The following is a 25,392-nucleotide window of genomic DNA, read 5'->3' as shown; positions in this document are numbered from 1 at the left end:
TGTCTGGAGAGATTCGACATGCTCAATCGCCGTACCGTTCTCGCCACCGGCGCCATCGCCGCCGTACCGCTGGCCACCCCGCTGGGCGCGCTGGCCCAGAGCCGCAAGGATGCGGTGGTGCTCGCCATGACCCTGGAGCCCCCGGGTCTCGATCCCACGGCGGGTGCGGCGTCGGCCATCGCCGAGATCGTGCACTACAACGTGTTCGAGGCGCTCACCAAAATCAATCCCGACGGAACGGTCTCGCCCCTGCTGGCCGAGAGCTGGGAAGTCTCGCCCGACCTCAAGACCTACACCTTCAAGCTGCGCCGCGGCGTGAAGTTCCAGAACGGCGAGCCCTTCAATGCGGCGGCCGTGAAGTTCTCGTTCGACCGCGCGGCGGCCGAGAAAAGCACCAACAAGGACAAACGCACCTTCGCCAACCTGACCACGCAGGTGGTGGACGAGCACACCGTGGTGCTGCTCAACAAGGAAATCGACCCGGACCTGCTGTTCCTGCTGGGCCAGGCCACGGCCATCATCGTCGAGCCCAAGAGCGTGGACACCAACGCCACCAAGCCCGTGGGCACGGGCCCGTACCAATTGGCCAACTGGAACAAAGGCTCCTCCGTGGTGCTGACCGCCTGGGACGGCTTCCGTGCGCCAGCCAGCATCAAGATCAAGCGCGCCACGTTCCGCTTCATTGCCGACCCGGCCGCCCAGGTGGCTGCATTGCTGGCGGGCGACGTGGACGCCTTCCCGCGCGTCACACCCCGCAGCGTGGCCCAGTTCAAGACCAATCCGCGCTACCAGGTGGTGGTAAGCGGCTCGCGTGCCAAAACCATCCTGGCGATGAACAACAAGCGCAAGCCGCTCGACGACGTGCGCGTGCGCCGCGCCATTGCCTCGGCCATTGACCGCAAGGCGGTCATCGAAGGCGCAGGCGATGGCTATGGCGCACCGATCGGCAGCCACTACGTGCCCGGCGCTTTTGGCTATGTGGACACCACCGGCATCAACCCGTTCGACATCGAAAAGGGCAAGCGCCTGCTGGCCGAAGCGGGCATCAAGACGCCGCTCGAACTCACGCTCACGCTGCCTCCCCCACCCTACGCCCGCCAAGGCGGCGAGGTGATCGCCGCGCAACTGGCCAAGATCGGCATCGTTGCCAAGATCCAGAACGTGGAATGGGCGCAGTGGCTGTCGGGCACCTATGGCAGCAAGAACTACGACCTGACCATCATTTCGCACGTCGAGCCATTCGACCTGGGCAACTTTGCCAAGCCCGATTACTACTGGGGCTACGAGTCCAAGAAGTTCAACGAGCTGTTCGACAAGATCAAGAACGCCCCGCGCCCGGCCGACCGCGCCAAGCTGCTGGGCGAGGCACAGCGCCTGCTGGCCGAAGACTCGGTGCACGCGTTCCTGTACCAGCCGCAGTGGGTCACGGTGGCCAACAAGAACCTCAAGGGCCTCTGGAAGGACATGCCGATCTTCGTCAACGACCTCTCGTCGCTGTCGTGGTCTTGAAGTGGGGACACCCCCCTGAGCGCCTGCGGCGCATCCCCCCGCTCTCGCAGGACTGCGCCCTGCGGGCAGGGGGACGCAGCTATCGCGGCGGGGCGGTCCTGGCTTGGCTGCACTCGCCTGGTCCGCGCCCCGTGGCACGCGTGGCGAGGGGACACAGGTTCGCTGAATCCTGCGGCCTTCAGCTCCTGCTCTCGCGGCGGGGCCGTCCTGGCCCGGTTGCCCTTGCCTGGGCCGTGCCAGTTGCAGGCAATCCAGGGTCGCGCACAGCGGCCGGGGTTACTGGCGTGCGTGGCAGCGATTTGCTCCTGAATTCATAGCTGCTCGTGCTTGATTAGCAAGCACGAGCGCCCCTTTTTGCTCGTAATCATTGCCTTTGCCCATGACCGCCTTGCACGACCTCAGCGCCCCGGACCTCGTGGCCGCCTACCGCAGCCGCCAGCTCTCACCCGTGGAGGTCATGCAGTCGGTGCTGGATCATGCAGAGCGCTGGGAGCCGCACCTGCAGGCCACCTACCTGCTGCGGCCGGATGCCGCACTGGCGCAGGCCCGCGCCAGCGAGGCCCGCTGGCAGCAAGGCGCACCGCTGGGCCCGGTGGACGGCGTGCCCGTCACCATCAAGGACAATATCGCCACGCAGGGCGATCCCACCCCACTCGGAACCGCTGCCGTGGCCCTCACGCCCGCCGCAGCCGATGCCCCACCGGCTGCGCGCATGCGCGAAGCCGGCGCCCTCCTCTGGGCCAAAACCACCATGCCCGACTACGGCATGCTGTCGTCCGGGCTGTCCACGTTCCACCCGCTGTCGCGCAATCCTTGGGATCTGCGCAAAGGTCCGGGCGGATCGAGTGCCGGCGGCGGTGCCGCGGCCGCCGCGGGCTACGGGCCCTTCCATGTAGGCACCGACATCGGCGGCTCGCTGCGCCTGCCCGCGAGCTGGTGCGGCATCTTCAGCCTCAAGCCCAGCCTGGGGCGGATTCCGATCGATCCGCCCTACACGGGCCGCGCTGCCGGGCCGATGACGCGCACTGTGCAGGACGCCGCGCTGATGATGCAGGTGCTGAGCCAGCCCGATGCGCGCGACACCATGAGCCTGCCGCCCCAGGACATCGCCTGGCACGCCTTCGACCGCGGCACCGAATGGCTGCGCGGTGTGCGCATCGGCCTGCTGCTGGACGCGGGCTGCGGACTGCCGGTGGATGCCGAGGTACGGGATGCCGTCGAGAACGCCGCTCGCCTGTTCGAGCAGGCCGGCGCCGTGGTCGAGCCCATGCAGCCCTTCCTCACCCGTACGATGCTCGACGGCATGGACCACTACTGGCGCATGCGCTCCCATGTGGACCTGCAGGCCCTGCCACCGGCCCAGCGCGACAAGGTCCTGCCCTACATCCGCACCTGGGCCGACTCTGCCGCCAACATGAGCGGCACCGAGGTCTTCCAGGCCAGCCACCAGTTCTACCTCACACGCATTGCCACCGTGCGCGCCTGCAGCGCGTTCGACTACGTGATCTCGCCGGTCGCACCGATCACGGCCTTCCAGGCCGAGTGGCCTTCGCCCACCAACGACCCGCTGCGCCCTCTGGAGCACATTGCCTTCACAGTGCCATTCAACATGTCGGAGCAGCCCGCAGCCTCGGTGCCCTGCGGCTTCAGCCGGGCCGGCCTGCCCATCGGACTGCAGATTGCAGGGCCACGGTTCGACGACCTCGGCGTGCTGCAGATGTCCCGCGCTTTCGAACACCTGCGCGGCCCGATGCGCGCCTGGCCCGAGCCGCCGTCGGCCGCAGCCGCACAATAGGCGCATGGACGCATTTCTTCTCACCTTCCTGGTCGGCTTCTCGTCGGTGCTGGTGCTCAACGCACGCGAGCAGCGCCAGCGCATTGCGCGGCTGGCACAGTACCTGGCCCCGTACCAGATCGAACGCCTGATGGAAGGCCTGACCGAAGGCTACCTGCGCGCAATGGGAGAAAAGGACGCAGAGCGCAGCCAGCAGATCTGGCGCCTGCTGACCACCAGCGAGGTGCAGCTGAGCGAGCAGCTCACCCGCCTGGCCAAAGACTTCGCACAGACGCCCGAGCCCGAAGCCCGTGTGAGCCGCTGGCCCTTTGCCCTGCCCTATGCCACCCGCCTGGCACCCGCAGCCACCTTTGACATGCGACGTGCCCTGGCGGTGCACGCCGAAGGCGTATCCCGTGCGATGGCCAACACAGCCGGGCTGAGCACCCGCGACCGCGCCTACACCATCTCGGCCGAACTGCTGCTGCTGCAGCACACGTGCCACTGGTACTGCAAGTCCCGCACGGTGGCCAGCGCGCGCATGCTGGCGCGGCACCAGACGCCGTACCCGCAACTGGTGGCGTCGGTATCGCCCGCCACGCGCGAGGCCTATCTGGCACTCACCCGCTCGCAGTAGCGCCGCAGCCTCTTTCATCACTGCCCCGCCATGCCGATCTCCACCACCGACAGCCTGGGCAACGCCCTCACGCTCCACGACACCGCCAGCGTGGACCGGGTGAACGATTTCGTCGAAGGCTTCATCGCGAGCGAGGCGCGCGCGGTGCGGGTCCTGGAAGCCGCGGACGACCCGTCGCCCACGGTGCAGGCCTGCTGCGCCGCACTGCACATGTTTGCCGAAACAGGCGACGCCCCCGCGCAGGCTCGGCCCTACATGGAGCGCGCGCTGGCCGGGGCCGCCCACGCAACCGAACGCGAGCAACGCTGGGTCGCAGCCGTGGCAGCCTGGGTGGACGGGGACATCCTGCGCGCCGCAGCCCTGCACGAGGAGCAGGCACGCCTCCATCCGCGCGACCTGGCCTCGGTCAAGCTCGGCCAGTACCACCGTTTCAACCGCGGCGATTCACCCGGCATGCTGCGCATGGCCCTGCTGGCGCGCGATGCTGCCGCCGAAGTGCCCTACCTGCACGGCATGCTGGCCTTTGCCTGGGAGCAGTGCCATCTGCTGGCCGAGGCCGAGGCAGCGGCGCAGCATGCAATCCGCCTGCGCCGCAAGGAGCCCTGGGCCCACCACGCGCTGGCCCATGTGATGCTGACGCAGGGGCGTCTGGTGGAAGGCCTGCAGTTTCTGGAAAGCGTGAACGACACCTGGACCGGGCTCAACTCGTTCATGGTCACGCACAACTGGTGGCACCAGGCCCTGTTTCTGCTCGAACTGGACCGGCATTCCGAGGTGCTGGCGCTGTACGACTCGCAGGTCTGGGGTGTGGCCAAGGATTACTCGCAGGACCAGATCAACGCGGTGTCGCTGCTCGCGCGGCTGGAGCTGGCGGGCGTGGACGTGGGGGGCCGCTGGGCCGATATAGGGCGCCACCTGGCGACGCGCCAACCGGACCATGTGCTGCCATTCCTGGACCTGCAGTACCTCTACGGCCTTGCGCGTGCTGGCTACTGGACCGCAGCGGCCGCACTGCGCGACAGCCTGGCGGCCCATGCGGAGCGGGCCGATGCGGCGCGGGACGGCACGGTCTGGCAACAGGTCTGCCTGCCCGCCGCCGAGGGCCTGTTCGCCCATGCACAAGGCGACTGGGGCGCGGCCGTGCGCCACTTGGGCGTGGCCCTGCCGCGCATGGTCGAGGTGGGGGGCAGTCACGCGCAGCGCGACCTGTTTGAGCAGATCTTTCTGCACGCCCTGCAGTGCAACGGCCAATGGACGGCCGCACAAAACCTCCTGCAGCCCCAGTGCAATGCGCAGCCGCAGTCCCGGCGGCTGGCCCGGCAGGCGGGCGTGGTTTACGCAGCGCTCGGACTGCCTTCGGTGTCGGCCTCGGTCGCCAGCAGTTTGACCTGATCGTAGACCGGCTGCGCGGGCAGATCGGCCAGGTGGCGCGTATCGGCCCACTGCAGCACGCTCCACTGCCCATCCTGCATGCGCACCCGGTTCAGGCCAGCGTTGGGAATGTCACTCACCCGCGGACCGGACAACTCCAGACCCTGGGCCGTGCGCCACACCATGTCGAGCACCCCTCCATGGGTGACCACCAGCACCGTCTGGCCCACATGCCGGGCCGCAATGCGATGCAAGGCGTCCATCACCCGCGCATGGAACTGGCGCGTGGTTTCGCCGCCGGGCATGCCCACATCGGCATCGAAGCGCAGCCACTGCGCCCAGGCGTCGGCATGCTGCTGCTTGATGTCGTCCACGCGCAAGCCATCGACGATGCCAAAGCTCTGCTCGCGCAGCGCCGAGTCGGTCAGCGTTTCCAGCGCCAGCTGTGGCAACAGGGCCTTCTGGGAAGGGGCGGCGGTCTGGCGTGTGCGCAACAGGTCGCTGCACACCAGGTGGTCCACCGCCACGCGTTCGGCAGCCAGGCGCTCTGCAAGGCGCTGGGCCTGCGCCATGCCGGTGGCGTTCAGGGGTACGTCCACATGGCCCTGGAAACGCAGCTCTCGGTTCCAGTCGGTTTCGCCATGGCGGATCAGGATCAGGTCGGTCATGTCCCTGCATCATCGCCGAGCACGGGCCCGCGGGCAAACACTCTGGCGACAGGCGGAACGGCCCGCTATGCGGGCGGGCACCTGCGCCAGCACGGCGCCCCCCCACACACGGGGCAAGGCCACCGGAGCGCGCAGGCAGGCCTTGTCCGCCCATCCGTGCTGTTCAGCGCATGGGCACGATCAGCACCCGGCGACGAGGCTGACAGCCCGGGCCATCGTAGGCCTCGCTGTCGCGCTCCCAACCGGGGCCGGGTGAGGTCTGGGCGCAGACGCGCGCACCGTCCACCAGGCTGCGCCAGTAAAACCACGGGGCGGGCGCGGCTTCGGCCGCGCTGGCGATCAGCAGCCAAGCCAGCGCACCACCGGCCCACCACCCCCCGCCCAATCGTGGGCGCACAGGCGACGACCCGGGGCCGCTGACCGAGCGACGGCAGAGGGGATATGGGGTCTTGAGCATCCTGCTCAGCGTAGCACGCGGCCGGGCACTAGCGCTGCGGCCAGCCTGGCAGGCTGCGCAGGAACGCATCCACCGCCTGGGTGTAGGCACCAGGTTCGCCCAGGCGGGCGTTGATCTCGCTATGGTCCAGCGCCTGCGGCAGCACCTCGACCCGGGTGCCCAGGGTGGCGGCACGGGCCTGCAGGCTCCGCGCCTGCTCACACGACACGCGGCGCGGGCTGGAGCACACAGCCAGCAGCGGTGCGACTCCGGGGCGCCACTGGTGCCAGGGCGACAGGGCCTCCCACTGCGCCGGATCGGCCCCGAAAGGCTCGTCGTACAGGGGCATATGGGGCGCCTGCATGATGCGCGGCACGTCCAGGGCCGCGCTGTCCAGCGCCACGGTGCCGAGCACGGGCAGCGCCGCAGCGGCCGCGGCCAGATCGGTGCGGGCGGCCAGCAAGGCAACGAGGTGCGCCCCGGCCGAGTGGCCCATGGCCACCACGCGCTGCGGATCACCGCCCCAGCGCGCCGCCTCGCGCTGCACCGCGGCCAGCGCCCGCGCCACGTCCTGCAACTGCTCTGCCACCGGCGTACCCGGCAGCAGGCCGTAGTTGGTGGACACCAGCACCAGCCCCTGCTGCGCCACCCAATGCGCGACCTTGTGGGCCACCACCGGGGCGTGGGCTTTGTCGCCCATGCGCCAGGCGCCGCCATGCACCATGAAGACGATGGGCACCACGCCTGCAGGGCTGCGGCCGGGCGGCGGCAGGTACACGTCAAAGCGCTGGCGAGCCCCCGGCCCGTAGGCCACGTCGCGCAGCACCTGCACACCCGCCGGCAAGGCCCGGTCTGCGCGCTCGGCGTGCCGGGCCATCCAGCGCTCGCGCAGCGTGTCCTGGCCCTGCGCCAGCGGTGCGGCCAGCAGCAGCGCGGCCGCGAGCGTAGCGGTGCCGCTGCGCCAGAGCATGTCGCGCAGGCCTGCGCTGCGGTTGGGGGCCCCCTCGGAGACCTTGCAAGTCGTCATCGTCCCTCCGTCCACCGCAGCCACCGGGCCGCGTGCGGCGATTGTGGGAATGCCACGTATCGCCACTGCGCGCACGGCGTTTCCAGACGTAACCACGTGCAAGCCGGGTTCAGGCCGTGACGATCCAGCCTTCCAGCGGATCGACCTCAGCAGGCAGGCCGTAGCGGATGTCGCCCTGCGCATGCTGCCCTGCGGCCCAGGCGGCCTGCAGCAGGCACAGCACCGCGTCGAGAGTATCGCCCATGGGGTCGTCCACCAGCGCGTCGCGCTGGGCATGGCGCAAGCGCAGCCGCAGGCCCAGCCGGGTCTGACCGAGCTCCAGCGCATTCACCAGGTCCTTGCGGGCGATCAGGCGGTCGGGCGTCTGGCGGGCGCGGTCGTCGGCCTTGTAGCTGCGCCGCCCGAGCACTTCGCGCGCAAGCAAGCCGGGGTAGGCCTCCAGCGCCACGCGGCGCGGATCGCCCGTGTGCAGCACCGGCAGGTGCACCCCGGCATCCAGCAAGCGGGGCACGCCCGCATGGAGCATGAAGGCCACTGGCGGGTTGACCCATTTCATCGACGGGCTGGAGCCCGCTGGCGCGTCGGTGGCGCGGTGCGCAAACTTGCCGCCCGCGGGCCGCGCATCACAAAACGCCGCGAACTGCGCACGGATGGCATCGCGCGACAGGCTGCGATAGTGCGCCATGCAGGCCGCCCAGTCGAGCGGCCAGCCCAGCGTGTGCACCAGCTCGCGCGGCAGGCCGAAGGGCAGATCGAATCCGCCCACCCAGTCACCCGGCTGGGCCAGCCAGGCGGCCCAGGCATCCAGCGTTTCAAAGCGTTCAAAACCCAGCAACTGCACCTGCCCGCCCTGCCATTGGCCCAGCGCATGCAGGATGGGTTTGCGACGGCTGGGGCTGCTGCTGAAGTCGCAGCCCAGCAGCAAAGGCGGGGACGAGGGCGTTTCTTGGGCCATGCAGTTCGCTCCAAGCATCAACCGAGCGCCAATGCGGTCACGCCTGCGGCGATGCACACGGCGCCAGCCAGGCGGGCCAGCCGGTCGCCCTCGCCCAGCAGATGACCGCCCAGCAGCGCCGCAAACAGCATGGAGACCTCGCGCGCAGGTGCCACCAGCGACATGGGCGCCTCGCGCATGGCGTACAGCACCAGCACATAGGCCACCGGGCTCACCACGGCCACCAGCAGCGCAAAGCGCCATTGCTGCTGCCACAGGCTGCGCGCCGTGGCGGTGTCGCGCAGCACGGTAGGGGCCAGCACGGCCACGCGCACCAGGTTGCCCATGTAGTCGATGAGGATGGGCGACATGAGCAGCACCTTCACGCCATAGCCGTCCACCACGGTATAGCTGGCAATGAAGCCCCCGGTGACCAGCCCGTAGCCAATGCCTCGGTGCACACGCTCGCGGGCTGCGGGGTCTTGTGCGGCACGCAGCAGGCCCGGGCCGCCCGCAATCAGGAACACTCCACCCACCACTGCGGCGATGCCCAACGCGCCCACCAGCGTGATGCGCTCGCCCAGCAGCAGCACCGCCACCAGCGAGGTCAGCAAGGGCCCGGTGCCGCGCGCCAAGGGGTACACCACCGTCAGGTCGGCCACGCGGTAGCCGCGCAGCAGCGTGACGTAATACACCACATGCAACAGGCCGCTGGCCACCACCAGCGTCCATTCGGCGGCACCCCACAGGGGCACGGCGTCGCGCCCCAGCCACCAGCCCAAGGGCGCCCAGAACAGCATCATGAGCACCGAAGTGAAGAACGCAAAGCGCGCATCGCCCCCGGCCTTTTTGGCCGCGATGTTCCAGCCCGCATGGATGAGGCCGGCCAAAAGGATGAGCGCGAAGGCGGTGGGGGTCACGGGGAATCGACGCGGCTGGAATGCAAAAAGCCGCAGCGTCTTTGGGTACGCTGCGGCTCAAGTACCAGCCACTAGACAGTGGGCGCGATGGGCGTGGCGGGCGGCTTCGGCTTGGGCAGAGGAACGCAGCCACCCTCCGGTGCGGCGGGTACCGCAGGCCCGAGATGGGGCCGCGCAGTCGCCAAGCGCCCCACTGTTCAGGCCCTTCCGATGATGGAGGCGGTGGCCATCAGCTCTTCGAGCAGCGCAAACGACACCTTGCCCGACACGGCGTACGGATCGAGTTCGGGCTTTTCCGAGTACTTGAGCAGGATCGAGTGGTTGATCTTGGAGACGTTGACCTGGCCCATGGTCCAACCGCCGAAGCGGCGCTCAGAGATTTCTTCGTAGTGCAGCAGCACCACATCCTTATGGCGCGCGTCGCGCTGGATGTGGCCGTAGAGTTCGCTCACGGCGCTGCGCCCGCCTTCAATGGCCTGCAGGAAGATACCGCCGCCGTAGCACAGCACGCCGGTGATGCCGCTGCCCGGGTTGTGCTGGCGTGATTGCGTGAGGATGGCTTCGATGGCGGCGGGCGAGGGATCGACCGCGCGGCTGGCATAGAGCAGACGTACCAACATGGTCAGTTCTTTCCGGGAATGAGGGAGAGGAATTCGCGGCGCAGCGCCGGGTCTTTGAGAAACACGCCGCGCATCACCGAGTTGATCATCTTGCTGTCCATGTCGCGCACACCGCGCCAGGACATGCAGAAGTGGCTGGCTTCCATCACGATGGCCAGGCCGTCAGGCTGGGTCTTTTCCATGATGAGGTCGGCCAGTTGCACCACGGCTTCTTCCTGGATCTGGGGGCGGCCCATGATCCAGTCGACCAGGCGCGCGTACTTCGACAGGCCGATCACGTTGGTGTGCTCGTTGGGCATCACGCCGATCCAGATCTTGCCGATCACCGGGCACAGGTGGTGGCTGCACGCGCTGCGCACCGCCAGCGGGCCCACGATCATCAGCTCGTTGAGGTGCTCGGCGTTTGGAAACTCGGTGATCGGCGGCTGGGGCACATAGCGGCCGCGGAACACCTCGCTCAGGTACATCTTGGCCACGCGGCGCGCGGTGTCGTTGGTGTTGTGGTCGCCCTTGGTGTCGATGACCATGCTGTCGAGCACGGCCTTCATCTTGTCCTCGACCTCGTCGAGCAGGCGCTCCAGCTCGCCGGGCTGGATGAAGTCGGAGATGTTGTCGTTGGCATGGAAACGCTTGCGCGCCGCCACGAGCCGTTCGCGGATCTTGACGGAGACGGGCGTGCCCTCGTCCGGGTGTTGTTGCGTCATATCGGCTGCTGTTGGGCTGGACATGGCTGGCATGGTACCAGCGAATCGAGTCCGGCAGACTTCAAGGTTTTTGGGCTGCTCGTGCTTCAAAATCAAGCACGAGCAGCTATCAAATTAATAGCAATCAGACCGGCGGTGGCGGGCGCTGTCAGTAGCGCTTGCCGGTGACCCACAGCGCCAGCCGCATCAGCCCGAAGGCCACACGGTCGAGCAGGCGCTCTCGCCAGGGGCGATGGGCGTAGCTGGCGGGGTCGATGCGGCGGCCCTCGTGCTGCATCGCATGCTCCAGCCGCTGGCGCAGGTCGGCAGCGAAGGCCGCGTCTTCCACCACCACGTTGGCCTCGCGGGCCAGCAGCAGGCTCAGGGGGTCGAGGTTGGACGAACCTACCGTGGCCCAGGGCCGCTCTCCCAGCGCATCGACCACTGCCACCTTGGCATGCAGAAAGCTCGGGGCGTACTCGTAGATCTCGACCCCTGCGGCCAGCAGCGCACCATACACGGGCCGCGCCGCGTGGTACTGCATGAAGTACTCGTAGCGCCCCTGCAGCAGCAGCCGCACGCGCACACCACGCCGCGCCGCAGCCACCAGCGCCCGGCGCAGCCGCCCGCCCGGCAGAAAGTAGGCGTTGGCAATGATGACCTCGTGCTGCGCGGCCCCGATGGCGCGGCGGTACGCCTGCTCGATGCGGGTGCGATGGCGTACGTTGTCACGCAGCAGCAGGGCGGCACGCATGCCGCCGGGTGCGGGCAGCAGCGTGCCATCCACGGCCGCATCGGGTACGGCGGGGTGGTGTTGCCAGGCTGCACGCAGCGAGCGCAGGGCCTGCGGAATCTGGTGGCGGGCCACGTCGCGTACCGTCTGCATGCGCCACCACAGTTGCTCCATGGCCTCGCTTGCCTGCTGCACCAGGCTGCCGGTGATGCACACAGCAAAATCGAGGCGTGGGGCTTCCAGTGCGCCGTGGTTGGGGTCGTGAAAATCGTCCAGCACATTGATGCCGCCACAGAACAGCAGCCGCCCATCCACCACGCACAGCTTGCGGTGCAGCCGACGCCAGCGGTGCGGCAGGAGCAAGCCCAGCGGGCCCAGCCGCGAATACACCCGCACCTGCACGCCTGCGGCCAGCATGCGGGCGGCCCAGGCGGTGGGCAGCGGGCCGGTGCCCACGCCATCCACCACCAGGTGCGTGCGCACGCCCCGCGCTGCGGCACGGATCAGGGCCTCGGCCACGTCGGCACCGCCGTCGGTGCAATCGAAGATGTAGGTCTCGAACTGGATGTCCGAGCGCGCAGCGTCCATGGCGGCCACCAGCGCCGGAAAGAACTCCCGCGTGCCCTGCAGCAACTGCACGGCATGGTCGTCGTGGAACACGGGCGGCGGAGACATGGGTCAGCGGCGAGGCTCGGGCAAGGCGGGCGCTTCGATGACGCCCCACGGCGCCTCTGCGGCGGCAACCGACGTCGGGGGAGAAGCGGTACGAGTGTGGCGCGGCCGCATGACAGCGCTGCGATACCCGGCGGTCACAGGCGGAAGTCCGCAATCAGCGGCAGATGATCCGACATGCGCCACCACACCCGGCCGCGCGGCACGTGCAGCGACAACGGCGTGAGCCCTCGCGCGTACACATGGTCCAGCTGCGCCAGCGGCAGCCGCGCCGGGTAGGTGAAGCTGCGCGGTTCGTCGAATTCATGGAGCCCATACCCCGCCAGCGTGCGCTTGATCTGCTGACCCCAGTCGTTGAAGTCGCCCGCCACCACCAGCGGGCAGTGCGCGGGCACCTCGCGCTCGATGAACTGCTGCAGGCGCTGCACCTGGCGCACCCGGCTGCCCGGGATCAGGCCCAGGTGCACGACGATCACATGCACCGGCCGCCCATGCACCTGCACCTGCACATGCAGCAGCCCGCGCTGCTCGAAGCGGTGGTCGGAGATGTCCTCATGGCCGTGGCCCAGCACCGGCCAGCGTGTGAGCAGCGCATTGCCATGCTCGCCATGCCGGGTCACGGCATTGGTGCGGTACACCGCCTCATACCCCTCGGGGGCCAGAAAGTCGGCCTGTGGCAACTCGGGCCAGGACGCAAAAAAGCGCTCCTCGCGCCGGTGGAGCTTGCGCACCTCCTGCAGGCAGACGATGTCGGCGTCCAGTTGCTCAACCGCCAGACCCAGGTTGTGGATCTCCAGCCGCCGGGCCGGGCCAATGCCTTGCACGCCCTTGTGGATGTTGTAGGTGGCCACCCGCAGGATGTTCTCGTTGTCCATGGTGGAATTGTGCGGCCAAGGCGGCGCATCCGATGCGTTGAAAGTCCTTGCGGGCGCCCGCCCTTCCACCCTGCCAAAAAACGCTTGACGCCGAACAACACGGGGGTGAACCCGCATCGCCGTCCGGCAAAACCCGCTCTACACTAGGGAGATCGACGCTGACTGCGCGCGCCCTCGCGCTTTGTATTCCTGATGGCCACTGCTCCCAACCGCGAACCCGCCGACATGCAGGCGTTGGTGGTCGACAGCAACGCCACCTCGCGCAGCATTCTGGTCGCCCAGTTGCGCGAGTACGGCGTGGGCAAGGTCATGCAGTGCAGCCGCGTGCAGGATGCGCGGGCCCGGCTGGAGCACTCGGTCTTCGACTACGTGCTGTGCGAGCAGTACTTCCAGGAAAGCGGCGCAAGCGGCCAGACGCTGCTGGACGACCTTCGACGCGCTCAGCTGCTGCCCTTTTCCACCGTGTTCTTCATGGTCACGGCCGAGGCCTCGTATGCCGCCGTGGCCGAGGCGGCCGAGTCGGCCCTCGACGGCTACCTGCTCAAGCCCTTCACCCCCAGCGCGCTGTTCGAGCGCCTGAGCATCGCACGGCTGCGCAAGGTGCATCTCAAGCCCATCTTCGATGCCATCGAGGAAGAAGACTACGAGAAGGCGGCCGAGCTGTGCGTCGAGCGCTTTGAATCCCGCCGCCCCTATTGGCTGTACGCGGCCCGCATCGGCACCGAACTGCTTCTGCGCTTGGGCCGCCACGAACAGGCGCGAACGCTGTTTGAAGCCGTGATCGCCGCACGCGCACTGCCCTGGGCCAAACTGGGCGTTGCCCGCACCCAGATGGAAGCCGGCCAGCCCGCCAAAGCCATCGTCACGCTGCAGGGCCTGATCGGTGAAGACCCGAACTTTGCCGATGCCTACGACGTGCTGGGGCGGGCGCAGGTCGAGCTGGGGCATTTCAAGGAAGCCATCGAGACTTACCGCCTCGCCAGCTCGCTGACCCCGGACTCGGTGGTACGGTTGCAAAAGCTGGGCATGATGTCCTACTACATGGGCGACCGGGAAACCGCCACCAAGGTCCTGGCGCGCGCGGTGATCCTGGGCATCGACTCCAAGCTGTTCGACTTCCAGTCGCTGGTGCTGCTGACCTTCTCGTACTTTGCCGAGAACGACCGCAAAGGCATTGAGCGCTGCATTGCCGACTTTGGCCGGATTCTGGAGCGCCATGCCGACAGCCAGCGCGTGGTGCGCTTTGCAGCGGTGGCGCGCACCCTGCAGCTGATCCAGCAACGCCAGTTTTCGCAGGCCGTGGCTGCGGTGCGCGACATGGCCCGCGAGATCCATGCGCCCAGCTTCGACTTTGAAGCCGCCTGCAATCTGGGCAGCCTGCTGGCGGTGCTCGCGTCTACCTCCATTGATCTGTCGGAAGGCGAGAGCTGGGTCCGTGCAATCGGCATGCGCTACGCGAACACGCGCGGCCTTACGGAATTGCTGGCCAACGCCTGCAACATCTACGAGCCGTACGCCGACCTCGTGCGCGGCTGCCTCCCTGCGATCAACAAAACCGCCGAACAGGCCATGGCGCAAAGCCTGGGTGGCGACCCGGAAGGAGCCGTGCGAGGGCTGATCGACGTTGCGCGGGGCAGCCTCAATGCCAAGCTCGCGGACCTGTCGCACCAGTTGCTGGTGCGCAATGAGGCGCGGATTGCCAGTGCCGCTGCCTTGGGCGAAGCGGTGGACCAGGTGCGCCAGCGCTGCGGCACTACGCCAGCACGCGCCATTCTCGGGCAAGACAGTGGCCGGCATCCCGGTGGGCTGGCGCTTCGCGTGCGCACGGCCGCCTCGGCAGCGACGGCGGGCTCCAGCGCTGGCGCAGCCTCTGCGTCGGCCCAGACGGGCTCCGCTGCCGAAACGGCGACTCCCACCGCGCCCGATACGGACACCGCCGCTCCGCTGGACCCGCTCGACGCATTGCGCCTTCGCCCCCTCAGCCGCACCTGAACCATCGCGCCCAATGCACCACCGCGCAGGCCGCACTGTGGCATCAGATCAGCGCGGCGGAAGAAACCTTGGAAGCCATAGACAGGCTTCGGCGTTGGATGCCGAGTAACACAGATCGGCGGCGGCCCGCCAGGGCAGCCATTGCCACGCGACATGCTCACGGGGGTTGAGCTGTACGGCGTGTGCGGTGGGCACAGTCAGTCCGAACACGCGCTCGCGGTTGCGCGTCACCCCGGGCGCATAACGGTGGCGCCACTCGGGCCAGATGTCGTAGACGTTCTCTAGCTGCCAATCCGTGAGCACGCAAGCCGGCGCGAGGGCGTCGATGCCGGTCTCCTCCCAGACCTCGCGCACCGCCGTGTCGCGCAGGGGTTCTTCGGCATGGGCACGGCTGCCCGTCACCGACTGCCAGTGCGCCGCACCGTCGGTGCGCTGGATCAGCAGCACCTCCAGCATCGGCGTGTGGATGACCACCAGCACCGATTCTGGAATCTTGAACGGCCGGGCTGTTGTGCTGTCCGGTGTATCCACGCGTTGCACCATGGCCTTTATCCGCCAGCCGCTGGGCCAGCCCGCGTCCCTGCGGCGGCAGGCGGCATGGTGCGCACGGACATCTGCCGCACCTGGGTCACCAAGGCATTGTGCGCATCCAGAAACGCAGCGGCAATGAGCTTGCCTTCGTTGGTGTTGCTCCAGCCGGCCCCAGCCCCTCCGCCCAGGCGCCCCAACACCAGCCCGCCAACGCCCAGGTCGGTGCTCCGCGCAGCGCCGGTGGCAGCGGCCAACTGCTCGGTGGTTTCGTTGTCGGTCAACAGCAGGGCTGTTTGCGCCTCCTTGAGCTTGACCTGCTCGACCAGGCCCACGAGGCCTGCAATGTCCCGCAGCACGGGGATCATGCCCACCACACCCGCAAGGCCGCGGCCTGCATCGGTTTCACTGAAGGTCAGGCTGGGCGTGAGGGTGAACTGCGCCTCGTAGCCGCGCCCCCCATGCACCGTACCGCCCTGACGCAGTACGCCCTGGGCGCGCAACTCCTGTTCCTGCACGGTGCCGCGCAGGCCTGCCGCCCGATCCACCACACGGAAACAGCCGCTCTGCTGCGCCAGCAGGCGCACCAGCGGTACGGGCGACGCGGGCAACTGGTAACTGGCACCTACCGTATAGCCGTAAGGGTTTTCAGCCAGCGCCACCGTGGCCACTGGGGCGTCGCAACGCACCAGCTCGCGCGCAGCTCCCTGGGCACCTGCCGGGCCGGCAGATCCGGTGACGACCGAACCGCCCTCTCCGAGCACGGTCTTGCCCATGTCGCTGACCTTCTCGCCCACCTTGTCCCCGCATCCCGCAAGCGCGAAGGCGAGCCCCAGCAGCCCCGTGGTTGCCAGACGTCTGCCACGGGGCATGGGGCGGCTGCATGGCCACGGGCTGCGGTGCGGATGCATGGTCTGGCTCCTGGTAGGTCCGGCACGGCCGGCGGGGGTTGCAGCGCGCGATCTTAGAACTTGGCCGAGGCTTCGCGCCCTGCCCTGGCCCGAAAAGCAACAGGCCCTTGCAAGCAAGGGCCTGTGAGAAGCGACCGTGACCGCTGCGCCTGGGCACAGCGGTGGGCAGCAGCGCTTACTGCGCTGGCTGCGGGTTGCGCAGACGGATGTGCAGTTCGCGCAATTGCTTCTCGTCCACGGGCGAGGGGGCCTGGGTGAGCAGATCCTGCGCGCGCTGGGTCTTGGGGAAGGCGATCACGTCGCGAATCGACTCGGCGCCCGTCATCAGCGTGATCAGACGGTCCAGGCCGAAGGCCAGACCACCATGCGGAGGCGCGCCGTACTGCAGGGCGTCCAGCAGGTAGCCGAACTTTGCCTGGGCATCCTCGGGGGTGATCTTGAGGGCGTCAAACACCTTCTTTTGCACGTCGGCGCGGTGGATACGTACCGAACCGCCGCCAAGCTCCCACCCGTTGAGCACCATGTCGTAGGCCTTGGCAATGCACTTGCCAGGGTCTGTCGCCATGAATTCCTCGTGGCCGTCCTTGGGGCTGGTAAACGGATGGTGCACAGCCGTCCAGCGGTCTTCTTCCTCGTCGTACTCGAACATCGGGAAGTCCACCACCCACAGGGGTGCCCAGCGGTCTTCAAACAGACCGGTTCTCTTGCCAAACTCGCTATGGCCAATCTTCAGGCGGAGCGCGCCAATGGCGTCGTTGACGATCTTTTCCTTGTCGGCACCGAAGAACAGCAGGTCACCGTTCTGTGCGCCGGATCGCTTGAGCACCTCGGCCAGCGCAGCATCGTGGATGTTCTTGACGATGGGCGACTGCAGGCCATCACGGCCCTTGGACAGATCGTTGACGCGGATGTAGGCCAGGCCCTTGGCACCGTAGATCTTCACGAACTCGGTGTAGGCATCAATCTCGCCGCGGCTGATTCCACCGTTCTCGGCGGAGCCGCCCGGTACGCGCAACGCCACCACACGGCCGCCCTTCATGTTGGCCGCGCCGGAGAACACCTTGAACTCCACGTCCTTCATCACGTCGGTCAGCTCGGTGAATTCGAGCTTCACGCGCAGGTCGGGTTTGTCGGAGCCGAAGCGGTGCGCCGCCTCCTGGTAGCTCATGATCGGGAACTCGCCCAGATCGACGCCCAGTTGGGTCTGGAACACCTCCGTGATCATGCGCTGAAAGATCGCGCGGATCTCTTCCTCGTTCAGGAACGAGGTTTCGCAGTCGATCTGGGTGAACTCTGGTTGTCGGTCCGCGCGCAGGTCTTCATCGCGGAAGCACTTGGTGATCTGGTAGTAGCGGTCGTAGCCCGCCACCATGAGCATCTGCTTGTAGAGCTGGGGCGACTGAGGCAGCGCGAAGAACTGGCCATCGTGTACGCGGCTGGGAACCAGATAGTCGCGCGCGCCTTCGGGCGTGCTCTTGCCCAGCATGGGGGTTTCGATGTCGATGAAGCCTTCCTTGTCCAGGAAGTTGCGCACCTGGATGGCCGTCTTGTAGCGCAGCATCATGTTGCGCTGCATGTGCGGGCGACGCAGGTCCATCACGCGGTGGGTCAGGCGCGTGGTCTCCGAGAGGTTGTCATCGTCCATCTGGAACGGCGGCGTGACAGACGGGTTGAGCACGTTCAGCTCGTGGCACAGCACCTCGATCTGCCCGCTCTTGAGCTTGTCGTTGGTGGTACCTGCCGGACGCGCACGCACGACGCCCTTGACCTGCACGCAGTACTCGTTGCGCACATCCTCGGCCGTCTTGAACATCTCGGCGCGGTCGGGGTCGCACACCACTTGCACATAGCCTTCGCGGTCGCGCAGGTCGATAAAGATCACCCCGCCGTGGTCGCGGCGGCGGTTGACCCAGCCCGACAGGGTCACGGTTTGGCCCATCAGGGCTTCGGTCACGAGACCGCAATAGTGGGAACGCATGGCCATGGCAAATCATCCTGCGCCGCTCGGGCGCGTTGGCAGTGTTACTTGTTGCTTGGAAGGGAGGCGGGAGCGGCTGGCGATACCACCCCCATGGAGACGATGTACTTGAGCGCCGTGTCCACGCTCATGTCGAGCTCAACGCATTCGCTCTTGCGTACCATCACGAAATAGCCCCCGGTGGGGTTGGGCGTGGTGGGCACGTACACGCTGACGAATTCGTCGCGCAGGTAACTGGAGATCTCACCACCGGGCGATCCGGTGATGAAGGCAATCGTCCACACGCCTTCGCGCGGCCACTGCACCAGCACCGCGGTGCGGAAGGCGTTGCCACTCTCCGAAAAGAGCGTGTCCGACACCTGCTTCACGCTCGAATAGATCGATCGGACCACTGGAATGCGGTGCACCAGCGCATCGCCCCACTGCACCAGCTTTCGCCCAGCGAAGTTGCTGGCGACCGCCCCGACGATCAGCAGGATGGCCAGCGTGAGCAGGACGCCGAAACCCGGCACATGAAAGCCCAGCAGCCGATCCGGATGCCAGGCGTTCGGCAGGATCTGCAGGGTCTGGTCGAGAGTGGTCACGATCCAGTGCAGCACCCAGGCGGTGATCACACCGGGAACGATGACCAGCAGGCCCGTCAGGAGCCACTTGCGCAGGGCAGACATGGAAAAAAGCGGGGAGTCGGGGCGTCAGCGGGAAGCTCAGCCCGTGGTGGACGGGGCAGGAGCAGGTGCGGGAGCCGGGGCCGGGGCTGCGGACGATTCCGATTTCGCCTCTGCGGCCGGTGCTGCCGTGTTGCCGCTGCCACCGCGGAAATCGGTCACATACCAGCCCGATCCCTTGAGCTGGAAACCAGCTGCGGTCACTTGCTTGGAGAAGGACTCCGCACCGCAGGCGGGGCACACCGTCAGGGCTGGATCCGAGATTTTTTGCAGCACATCCTTGGCATGGCCGCAGGCGCCGCATTTGTAGGCATAAATTGGCATGTCGAGAGTGTTGTGAAAGTGCAAAACCCTCAATTATAGGCGGGGCGCCTCGCCCACAAGAGGCGCCCCGCCGCAGTCTCAGGCTGCGCTGCCCTGATAGTGGGTGACATGACCCTTGTGATCAGGCAGCCACTGCGGCGCAAGCGAGCCCGCTACCATGCCCACCAGCGCCGCCAGCACGCCCGCCAGTTGCTGGGGGAACGCCTCGGACAACATGGGGCTGGCCATAAACAGCAGCCACACGCCGATGCCCATGACGATGGCCAGCAAAGCGCCTTGCGTGGTGGCACGCTTCCAGTACAAACCGAACACCAGGGGCACGAATGCGCCCACCAGCGGCACCTGATAGGCACCAGACACCATGTCATAAATTGAGGTGCCCTGCATGGTGATCGCGTAGGCCAGCACGCAGCCCGTGAACACCAGCACCGAGATGCGCATGGCCTTCAGGGTCTGGGCGTCCGACATGCCAGGGCGCAGGTTGCGCAAGATGTTCTCGACAAAAGTGGTCGAAGGCGCCAGCAGCGTGGCCGATGCGGTGGACATGATGGCCGACAGCAAGGCACCAAAGAACGCCACCTGCAAGGCCACGGGCATGTGCTGCATCACCAGCGTCGGCAAAACCTTTTGCGGATCGTCGGCCAGCAGCCCCTTGGTGACATCGGGCATCACCAGCACGGCCGCCGCCACGATGAACATGGGGATGAAGGCAAACAGCAGGTAGCAGATGCCACCAATGATCGGCCCCTTGCGCGCCGTCGAGGCGCTGTTGGACGACATCACGCGCTGGAAGACGTCCTGTTGCGGAATGGAGCCGAGCATCATGGTGATGGCCGCAGCAAAGAAGAAGAGCCATTCCTTGCCATCGCCCGTGGGGAAGAACTGGAACTTGCCCTCGGTCACGGCATAGTCAATGACGCGACCCGCACCACCAGCCAGATCGGCCGCGAACCAGGCGATCGCCGAAAGGCCGAGCACGATCACGATCATCTGCACGAAGTCGGTCATGGCCACCGACCACATGCCGCCGTACAGTGTGTAGATCAGCACGACAGCGGTCCCGATCACCATGCCCATGGTGAGAGACACCGCGCCATCGGTCAGCAGGTTGAACACCAGCCCCAGGGCCGTGATCTGCGCCGCCACCCAGCCCAGATAGCTGAACATGATGATGACGGAGCACAGCATCTCCACCGTCTTGCCGAAACGCTGGCGGTAGTAATCCCCGATGGTGATCAGGTTCTTCTGATAAAGCTTGTAGGCGAAGAACAGCCCCACGAGCACCAGGCACATGGAGGCACCGAACGGGTCTTCGACCACGGCGCCCAGATTACCGCTTACGAATTTGGCAGAGACCCCCAGCACAGTTTCAGAACCGAACCACGTCGCGAAGGTGGTCGCGATCACCACAGCCAAGGGCAAACTGCGCCCGGCGACTGCATAGTCGGCCGTGTTGTGAACCCTGGTCGCGGCATAAAGCCCGATACCGATGGACACCAGCAAATAGAGAACGATGAACGAGATCAGCATGGGACCGCTCCGATACTCCTGGGGAGGGGTTGAGGAAAAACGCCCGGCATTATCGGCGTGCCGGGCAACCAGACGTCAATAAAGGCGTACCCGTATTAGCAATTGCATGACCAGCAGGCCCAACACGAACCCCAACCCACCGTACACAATGGCTTGCAACAATCGGTTGGTGCGTTTTTGGGCCTCTAGCAGCTCAGCCAGCAACTGGGTCTGCACCGCGGGAGGGCGACGCAAGGCGTCATGCACCATACGGGGGAGTTCGGGAATCAGCTTGGCGTATCGCGGGGCTTCCGCCCGGAGTTCACGCATCAAGCGCTGCGGGCCCATCTGTTCAAGCATCCACTTTTCAAGAAAGGGCTTGGCGGTGCTCCACAGGTCCAGGTCAGGGTCCAGCTCGCGGCCAAGACCCTCGATGTTGAGCAAGGTCTTTTGCAGCAGCACGAGCTGCGGCTGTATCTCGACATGAAACCGGCGCGAGGTCTGGAACAGACGCATCAGCACCATGCCCAGTGAGATCTCCTTGAGAGGCCGATCGAAATAAGGCTCACACACTGCACGAATAGCCGACTCCAGATCGTTGACCCGGGTATCCGGGGGCACCCAGCCACTCTCGATGTGCAGCTCCGCCACGCGTTTGTAGTCCCGCCGGAAAAAGGCCGTGAAGTTCTGCGCAAGGTATTCCTTGTCGAACTCGGTCAGCGTACCCACGATGCCGAAGTCGAGCGAGATGTAGCGACCGAAGGTCTCTGGCGCAAGGCTCACCTGGATGTTGCCCGGATGCATATCGGCGTGGAAGAAGCCGTCTCGGAACACCTGGGTGAAGAAGATGGTCACACCATCGCGGGCGAGTTGGGGAATGTCCACCCCGGCGTCGCGCAGCCGCTCGATCTGGCTGATGGGCACGCCCGTCATGCGCTCCATCACCATGACCTCGGCGTGGCAGAAATCCCAGAACACTTCTGGAATCAGCACCAAGTCCAGGCCCTGCATGTTGCGGCGCAGTTGCGCGGCGTTGGACGCTTCGCGTACCAGATCGAGTTCGTCGTGCAGGTAGTTGTCGAACTCCGCCACCACTTCGCGCGGTTTGAGGCGCTTGCCGTCGGCCGACAGACGCTCCAGCCAGCCGGCCATCATGCGCATGAGCGCCAGGTCTTTCTCGATCACCGGCAGCATGCCGGGGCGCAGCACCTTCACAGCCACTTCACGCTCGACGCCGCTGCGGTCGCGGATCACGGCAAAGTGGACCTGCGCAATCGAGGCACTGGCGACCGGCGTGCGGTCAAACGCCACGAACACTTCGTCCACTGGGCGACGGAAGGCACGCTCGATGGTCGCAATCGCCACCTCCGCCGGAAACGGCGGCACCCGGTCCTGAAGCAGCGTCAACTCTTCCGCAATGTCGGACGGCATGAGGTCGCGCCGCGTCGACAGCACCTGGCCGAACTTCACAAAGATCGGCCCTAGCAGTTCCAGCGCCTCACGCAGGCGCTGACCGCGGGGAGCGTCCAGCTTGCGCCCCATGCGCGCCATACGGGCCAGCCAGCGCAGCCAGGGGTGCTGAAAGCTGTCGAGCACCAGGCTGTCGAGCCCGTAGCGGAACACCACCCAGACGATGGTGGCACCCCGGACGAATTGCTTCATGGTGCGGTCCGGTCGCCCGGGACTACCGTGGGCATGGCACCGCTGCCTGCGGTAGGCATGCGTGCCCCTACGAACTGCCGCAAGGCTTGCGCCGCGCGGCGCACCGCTTGGGCCACCCCATGGGCAGGCGCGTCACCGATGAGGCGGGCGAGATCTTCCTCCAGGTCCCAGCGCACATGGTCGGCCAGCCAATTGATCTCGGCTGCCAACTGTACGTCGCCTTCAATGCGCACCGGGGGCTTGTCGCCCCGCACGACGGCCTCCAGCAGGGCCAATGGCGAGTTCTCGGCAATCTCCAGCCGGAGGTCGGGCGCTGCCCCCTCTGCGGCCCGGTTGAACAAGCCCGCGGGGGTGATCAACAAGGCCAGGGAAAAGTGGCGCCACTGGGCACTGACTACCCGCCCCCTCTGACGCGCCAAGCGGGCCATGGCCTCTGGCTCCTGCATCAGCACATGGTTGAGGAGCAGCACGACGCGCTGCTGGACCTCCTGTACCACCCACTGCGGCGGCTGAGGGCCTGCAGCCAGCCGGTCGGCGAGGCTGTCCAGAAAAGAAAAAGGGGACTGTGTTGCCATAGTCCCCGATTATTCCCCGAAGCGACAAGCCCCTACGGGGTCGTCACTGCAGCGCCTGCACACCGGCCACCAGCCAGCCGCTGGTGCCCGACTTGGGCTTGGTCATGTTCCACACTTCGCGGAAGGGGCTCGGACCTGCCGAGGGTTCCTCGCGGATCATGCCGGAGAACTCCACGCTGGCCATGTAACCGTCGCCCAGGTCTTCAATGCCCAGCAGCTGCGCCTCGAGCATGACCACATCGGTCTGGTTGGGCTGCGCGCCGCGCTGGGCCTCGCGCTCAGCCAGTTGCGTGCGGATCTCCTGAACCATGGTGTCCGTCATCATCGAGCGCAGCGTGCTGATGTCAGAGCGGTCCCATGCCGCCTGCAGCGTCACGAAATTGCGCTTGGCGGCCTCGACAAAGCCTTGCACGTCGAAATCGGCCGGAATGCCCCAGTTTTGCGAACCACCCAGAGCCGAACCAATCACCACACCCGAACTGGCTGCCTGCGCACCACGGGATGTGTCAAACGCCATGCTGCTGCGCTCCCACGGGCGGGCCGACGCATCGTTGCCCACGTTGTTGGGGCTGTACTGCGGCGGAACCTGTGCCGAGGAAGCCGACCCGGCACCCTGGAAGGCCAGCGGGCTTTGGGCGGAGGTGTGCGCAGACTGTCGGCTGCGCATGAACAGCTTGAACAGCGCAAAGGCCAGCACGGCGAACAGCAGGATCATGAGGAACTGGGCAAAGCCTTCGCCAAAACCCAGCGAATGGGCAAGCCACGCGAGGCCCAGGCCAGCCGCCAGACCGCCGAGCATGGCGCCCCAGGGCTTCTTGGGCTGGGCTGCCGCGGCAGGGGCTGCTGCCGCAGGCGTCGCAGGCTTGGCCGCAGCGGCGTTTTGTGCCGGTGCAGCGGGTGCCGTGGGCGCAGCGTCCCGCTGCGTCACATTGCTCGATTGCTGCCCAACAGATTTGCCGCTGCCCATGCGGCGGGCGTCGGCGTCGGGATGGGCTACGGCCAACATCGCCACCAGCACCACAGACCACAGTTTCATCATGTCCACGTCTCCAGTTGAAAACCTAACAAACGGCTTCAGCACTTGATTCCAACATGCAAGGCGACCACTCCGCCAGTCATGTTGTGATAGTCCACATGCCCGAAACCACTTTGCTGCATGAGGGATTTGAGCGATTCCTGGTCCGGGTGCATGCGGATGGATTCGGCCAGGTAGCGATAGCTCGACGCATCTCCCGCCACCAGTTGCCCCAGGCGCGGCAGCACGTTGAAGGAATACCAGTCGTACACCTTCTCCAACGGGCGGGCCACCTTGGAAAACTCCAGCACCAGCAGCTTGCCGCCGGGTTTGAGCACGCGGCACATCTCGGCGAGGGCTCGGTCCTTGTGCGTCATGTTGCGCAGGCCAAACGCCACGCTCACCAGGTCGAAGTGCGCGTCGGGAAAGGGCAGCGCCTCGGCGTCGCACACCAGCGTGGGCAGCACCACGCCTGCGTCGATCAGTCGGTCACGCCCCGTACGCAGCATGGCTTCGTTGATGTCGGTGTGCACCACCCGGCCCGTAGGCCCCACCTTGCGGGCAAAAGCCAGCGACAAGTCTCCGGTGCCTCCGGCAATGTCCAGCACCTGCTGGCCCTCGCGCAGGTTGGCCACCATCACGGTGTAGGCCTTCCAGGCGCGGTGCAGCCCGCCCGACATGAGATCGTTCATCACGTCGTACTTGGAGGCCACCGAGTCGAATACGCCGCGAACGCGCTGAGCCTTTTCGCGCTCGTCGACCGACTGGAAACCAAAGTGGGTGGTGCTCATAGCTTTATCCTAGGGGTGCCATGCTGTGGCGTATAGCGACAACCCCGCACCGGAACGGGGCATCTGTCGCGCAAACCGCTCAAAGTCGGTGCGCGGTTGAGGAAATGGCATCAGTGGCTGCCGCAGGCATGGCCGCCGCCCTTGGCCACCATGGGTGCGTCACGGTCCACACCAGCCGCCGCCAGCCGCTCGAAGTATTCGGCCCACAGGGCGTCCTGGTTGCGGCCCAGTTCGTAGAGGTAGTCCCACGAAAAAATGCCGCTGTCGTGGCCATCCGAAAACACGGGCTTGACGGCATAGTTGCCCACTGGCTCGAGGTCCACCAGCGTCACATCGCGCTTGCCGGTCTGCAGCACCTCTTGTCCAGGCCCATGGCCCTGCACCTCGGCCGAAGGGGAGTACACGCGCATGAGTTCAAAGGGCAGGCGGAACTGCGATCCATCCGAGAAATGCACTTCGAGCACGCGGGACGCCTCGTGCACCGTCAGCGCCTCGGGCGTCGGCGCGCCCGCTTTCAGACCAGCCATGGCAATCTCCAGGTTCTTTGATGACAAAAAAGGGCGATGGCACCAAGCCTGCCCCG

At 66.6% G+C, this 25,392-nt stretch carries 25 protein-coding genes; 5 read left to right on the top strand and 20 right to left on the bottom strand.

Translation table 11 applies throughout. From position 1 onward, the window contains the following. Positions 1-18 precede the first annotated feature (18 nt). The 4 genes from ABD866_RS09040 to ABD866_RS09025 all read left to right on the top strand — a co-directional run bounded on the left by ABD866_RS09040 (position 19) and on the right by ABD866_RS09025 (position 5,312). Positions 19-1,509 (top strand): ABC transporter substrate-binding protein, encoded by a 1,491-nt coding sequence (locus ABD866_RS09040; RefSeq protein ID WP_345063566.1) that lies wholly within the window; start codon positions 19-21, stop codon positions 1,507-1,509. Between the two features lie 379 nt (positions 1,510-1,888). Further along, positions 1,889-3,304, top strand: coding sequence for an amidase (locus tag ABD866_RS09035; RefSeq protein WP_345063563.1), 1,416 nt, complete (start codon positions 1,889-1,891; stop codon positions 3,302-3,304). A gap of 4 nt (positions 3,305-3,308) precedes the next feature. Beyond that, positions 3,309-3,920 carry a hypothetical protein gene (locus tag ABD866_RS09030; RefSeq protein ID WP_345063561.1) on the top strand — a complete coding sequence of 204 codons (612 nt, stop codon included), beginning with the start codon at positions 3,309-3,311 and terminating at the stop codon, positions 3,918-3,920. 30 nt (positions 3,921-3,950) lie between these two features. After that, positions 3,951-5,312, top strand: coding sequence for a tetratricopeptide repeat protein (locus ABD866_RS09025; RefSeq protein WP_345063559.1), 1,362 nt, complete (start codon positions 3,951-3,953; stop codon positions 5,310-5,312). On the opposite strand, the gene ABD866_RS09020 is transcribed toward ABD866_RS09025, so the two are convergent. The 9 genes from ABD866_RS09020 to ABD866_RS08980 form a co-directional block, all read right to left on the bottom strand. Next, positions 5,255-5,959 (bottom strand): histidine phosphatase family protein, encoded by a 705-nt coding sequence (locus tag ABD866_RS09020; protein ID WP_345063556.1) that lies wholly within the window; start codon positions 5,957-5,959, stop codon positions 5,255-5,257. The genes ABD866_RS09025 and ABD866_RS09020 overlap by 58 nt on opposite strands. A gap of 163 nt (positions 5,960-6,122) precedes the next feature. Continuing rightward, positions 6,123-6,356, bottom strand: coding sequence for a hypothetical protein (locus ABD866_RS09015; protein ID WP_425549566.1), 234 nt, complete (start codon positions 6,354-6,356; stop codon positions 6,123-6,125). Positions 6,357-6,444: 88 nt separating this feature from the next. Next, positions 6,445-7,422 carry an alpha/beta hydrolase gene (locus tag ABD866_RS09010; RefSeq protein WP_345063553.1) on the bottom strand — a complete coding sequence of 326 codons (978 nt, stop codon included), beginning with the start codon at positions 7,420-7,422 and terminating at the stop codon, positions 6,445-6,447. Between the two features lie 109 nt (positions 7,423-7,531). Beyond that, entirely contained in the window at positions 7,532-8,377 is an 846-nt protein-coding gene (locus tag ABD866_RS09005; RefSeq protein WP_345063550.1) for a DUF429 domain-containing protein, read from the bottom strand. A 17-nt stretch (positions 8,378-8,394) separates the two neighbouring features. Next, complete coding sequence (locus tag ABD866_RS09000) at positions 8,395-9,276, bottom strand: EamA family transporter (protein ID WP_345063547.1); 882 nt, start codon at positions 9,274-9,276, stop codon at positions 8,395-8,397. 197 nt (positions 9,277-9,473) lie between these two features. After that, entirely contained in the window at positions 9,474-9,896 is a 423-nt protein-coding gene (locus ABD866_RS08995; RefSeq protein WP_345063543.1) for a BLUF domain-containing protein, read from the bottom strand. Positions 9,897-9,898: 2 nt separating this feature from the next. After that, a complete protein-coding gene (gene folE / locus ABD866_RS08990) occupies positions 9,899-10,624 on the bottom strand; it encodes a GTP cyclohydrolase I (RefSeq protein ID WP_345063540.1) in 726 nt (241 codons plus the stop codon). 124 nt (positions 10,625-10,748) lie between these two features. Further along, the gene (gene clsB / locus ABD866_RS08985; protein ID WP_345063537.1) at positions 10,749-11,987 is read right to left on the bottom strand and encodes a cardiolipin synthase ClsB; all 1,239 of its coding nucleotides are present in this window, start codon (positions 11,985-11,987) and stop codon (positions 10,749-10,751) included. Between the two features lie 134 nt (positions 11,988-12,121). Next, the gene (locus ABD866_RS08980; protein WP_345063534.1) at positions 12,122-12,859 is read right to left on the bottom strand and encodes an endonuclease/exonuclease/phosphatase family protein; all 738 of its coding nucleotides are present in this window, start codon (positions 12,857-12,859) and stop codon (positions 12,122-12,124) included. A 192-nt stretch (positions 12,860-13,051) separates the two neighbouring features. Here ABD866_RS08980 and ABD866_RS08975 point away from each other — a divergent pair, with 192 nt between their 5' ends. After that, positions 13,052-14,851, top strand: coding sequence for a tetratricopeptide repeat protein (locus tag ABD866_RS08975; protein ID WP_345063531.1), 1,800 nt, complete (start codon positions 13,052-13,054; stop codon positions 14,849-14,851). 48 nt (positions 14,852-14,899) lie between these two features. Here ABD866_RS08975 and nudB read toward each other — a convergent pair whose 3' ends face one another. From nudB to ABD866_RS08920, 11 genes are all read right to left on the bottom strand, one after another. Continuing rightward, positions 14,900-15,394, bottom strand: a complete 495-nt coding sequence (nudB, locus tag ABD866_RS08970; protein WP_345063527.1) for a dihydroneopterin triphosphate diphosphatase — start codon at positions 15,392-15,394, stop codon at positions 14,900-14,902. 5 nt (positions 15,395-15,399) lie between these two features. Next, positions 15,400-16,251: a CsgG/HfaB family protein gene (locus ABD866_RS08965; RefSeq protein ID WP_425549565.1), complete on the bottom strand. Its 852-nt coding sequence runs from the start codon at positions 16,249-16,251 to the stop codon at positions 15,400-15,402. 214 nt (positions 16,252-16,465) lie between these two features. Further along, a complete protein-coding gene (gene aspS / locus ABD866_RS08960) occupies positions 16,466-18,274 on the bottom strand; it encodes an aspartate--tRNA ligase (protein ID WP_345063524.1) in 1,809 nt (602 codons plus the stop codon). Positions 18,275-18,312: 38 nt separating this feature from the next. Continuing rightward, complete coding sequence (locus ABD866_RS08955; protein WP_345063522.1) at positions 18,313-18,936, bottom strand: DUF502 domain-containing protein; 624 nt, start codon at positions 18,934-18,936, stop codon at positions 18,313-18,315. A gap of 36 nt (positions 18,937-18,972) precedes the next feature. After that, positions 18,973-19,257, bottom strand: a complete 285-nt coding sequence (locus ABD866_RS08950; RefSeq protein ID WP_345063518.1) for an FmdB family zinc ribbon protein — start codon at positions 19,255-19,257, stop codon at positions 18,973-18,975. A 78-nt stretch (positions 19,258-19,335) separates the two neighbouring features. Continuing rightward, a complete protein-coding gene (locus ABD866_RS08945) occupies positions 19,336-20,787 on the bottom strand; it encodes a high affinity choline transporter 1 (RefSeq protein ID WP_345063515.1) in 1,452 nt (483 codons plus the stop codon). A gap of 75 nt (positions 20,788-20,862) precedes the next feature. Beyond that, entirely contained in the window at positions 20,863-22,428 is a 1,566-nt protein-coding gene (gene ubiB, locus ABD866_RS08940; protein ID WP_345063511.1) for a ubiquinone biosynthesis regulatory protein kinase UbiB, read from the bottom strand. Beyond that, a complete protein-coding gene (locus ABD866_RS08935) occupies positions 22,425-23,003 on the bottom strand; it encodes a hypothetical protein (protein WP_345063509.1) in 579 nt (192 codons plus the stop codon). Before ABD866_RS08935 ends, ubiB begins: the two co-directional genes overlap by 4 nt. A gap of 43 nt (positions 23,004-23,046) precedes the next feature. Then, the gene (locus ABD866_RS08930) at positions 23,047-24,042 is read right to left on the bottom strand and encodes a Tim44 domain-containing protein (protein ID WP_345063506.1); all 996 of its coding nucleotides are present in this window, start codon (positions 24,040-24,042) and stop codon (positions 23,047-23,049) included. 35 nt (positions 24,043-24,077) lie between these two features. Beyond that, positions 24,078-24,809 carry a bifunctional demethylmenaquinone methyltransferase/2-methoxy-6-polyprenyl-1,4-benzoquinol methylase UbiE gene (gene ubiE, locus ABD866_RS08925; RefSeq protein WP_345063504.1) on the bottom strand — a complete coding sequence of 244 codons (732 nt, stop codon included), beginning with the start codon at positions 24,807-24,809 and terminating at the stop codon, positions 24,078-24,080. Between the two features lie 110 nt (positions 24,810-24,919). After that, positions 24,920-25,336 (bottom strand): gamma-butyrobetaine hydroxylase family protein, encoded by a 417-nt coding sequence (locus ABD866_RS08920; protein ID WP_345063501.1) that lies wholly within the window; start codon positions 25,334-25,336, stop codon positions 24,920-24,922. Positions 25,337-25,392 lie beyond the last annotated feature (56 nt).

Origin of the sequence: Acidovorax lacteus, from assembly GCF_039540375.1 — a bacterium.
GTDB classification, from domain to species: domain Bacteria; phylum Pseudomonadota; class Gammaproteobacteria; order Burkholderiales; family Burkholderiaceae_C; genus Acidovorax_G; species Acidovorax_G lacteus.
This window is presented reverse-complemented; position numbering and strand designations above follow the sequence as displayed.

Excerpts from the sequence above, each read along its gene's own strand:
- ABD866_RS08965 (WP_425549565.1), bottom strand. The coding sequence starts at position 16,251 with ATGCCCCGTGGCAGACGTCTGGCAACCACGGGGCTGCTGGGGCTCGCC.
- ABD866_RS08945 (WP_345063515.1), bottom strand. The coding sequence starts at position 20,787 with ATGCTGATCTCGTTCATCGTTCTCTATTTGCTGGTGTCCATCGGTATC.
- ABD866_RS09005 (WP_345063550.1), bottom strand. The coding sequence starts at position 8,377 with ATGGCCCAAGAAACGCCCTCGTCCCCGCCTTTGCTGCTGGGCTGCGAC.
- ubiB (WP_345063511.1), bottom strand. The coding sequence starts at position 22,428 with ATGAAGCAATTCGTCCGGGGTGCCACCATCGTCTGGGTGGTGTTCCGC.
- ABD866_RS09010 (WP_345063553.1), bottom strand. The coding sequence starts at position 7,422 with ATGACGACTTGCAAGGTCTCCGAGGGGGCCCCCAACCGCAGCGCAGGC.
- nudB (WP_345063527.1), bottom strand. The coding sequence starts at position 15,394 with ATGGTGCAACGCGTGGATACACCGGACAGCACAACAGCCCGGCCGTTC.
- ubiE (WP_345063504.1), bottom strand. The coding sequence starts at position 24,809 with ATGAGCACCACCCACTTTGGTTTCCAGTCGGTCGACGAGCGCGAAAAG.
- ABD866_RS09040 (WP_345063566.1), top strand. The coding sequence starts at position 19 with ATGCTCAATCGCCGTACCGTTCTCGCCACCGGCGCCATCGCCGCCGTA.
- ABD866_RS08935 (WP_345063509.1), bottom strand. The coding sequence starts at position 23,003 with ATGGCAACACAGTCCCCTTTTTCTTTTCTGGACAGCCTCGCCGACCGG.
- ABD866_RS08920 (WP_345063501.1), bottom strand. The coding sequence starts at position 25,336 with ATGGCTGGTCTGAAAGCGGGCGCGCCGACGCCCGAGGCGCTGACGGTG.
- folE (WP_345063540.1), bottom strand. The coding sequence starts at position 10,624 with ATGTCCAGCCCAACAGCAGCCGATATGACGCAACAACACCCGGACGAG.
- ABD866_RS08950 (WP_345063518.1), bottom strand. The coding sequence starts at position 19,257 with ATGCCAATTTATGCCTACAAATGCGGCGCCTGCGGCCATGCCAAGGAT.
- aspS (WP_345063524.1), bottom strand. The coding sequence starts at position 18,274 with ATGGCCATGCGTTCCCACTATTGCGGTCTCGTGACCGAAGCCCTGATG.
- clsB (WP_345063537.1), bottom strand. The coding sequence starts at position 11,987 with ATGTCTCCGCCGCCCGTGTTCCACGACGACCATGCCGTGCAGTTGCTG.
- ABD866_RS09020 (WP_345063556.1), bottom strand. The coding sequence starts at position 5,959 with ATGACCGACCTGATCCTGATCCGCCATGGCGAAACCGACTGGAACCGA.
- ABD866_RS09030 (WP_345063561.1), top strand. The coding sequence starts at position 3,309 with ATGGACGCATTTCTTCTCACCTTCCTGGTCGGCTTCTCGTCGGTGCTG.
- ABD866_RS08955 (WP_345063522.1), bottom strand. The coding sequence starts at position 18,936 with ATGTCTGCCCTGCGCAAGTGGCTCCTGACGGGCCTGCTGGTCATCGTT.
- ABD866_RS09035 (WP_345063563.1), top strand. The coding sequence starts at position 1,889 with ATGACCGCCTTGCACGACCTCAGCGCCCCGGACCTCGTGGCCGCCTAC.
- ABD866_RS08930 (WP_345063506.1), bottom strand. The coding sequence starts at position 24,042 with ATGATGAAACTGTGGTCTGTGGTGCTGGTGGCGATGTTGGCCGTAGCC.
- ABD866_RS08995 (WP_345063543.1), bottom strand. The coding sequence starts at position 9,896 with ATGTTGGTACGTCTGCTCTATGCCAGCCGCGCGGTCGATCCCTCGCCC.
- ABD866_RS08975 (WP_345063531.1), top strand. The coding sequence starts at position 13,052 with ATGGCCACTGCTCCCAACCGCGAACCCGCCGACATGCAGGCGTTGGTG.
- ABD866_RS09025 (WP_345063559.1), top strand. The coding sequence starts at position 3,951 with ATGCCGATCTCCACCACCGACAGCCTGGGCAACGCCCTCACGCTCCAC.
- ABD866_RS08980 (WP_345063534.1), bottom strand. The coding sequence starts at position 12,859 with ATGGACAACGAGAACATCCTGCGGGTGGCCACCTACAACATCCACAAG.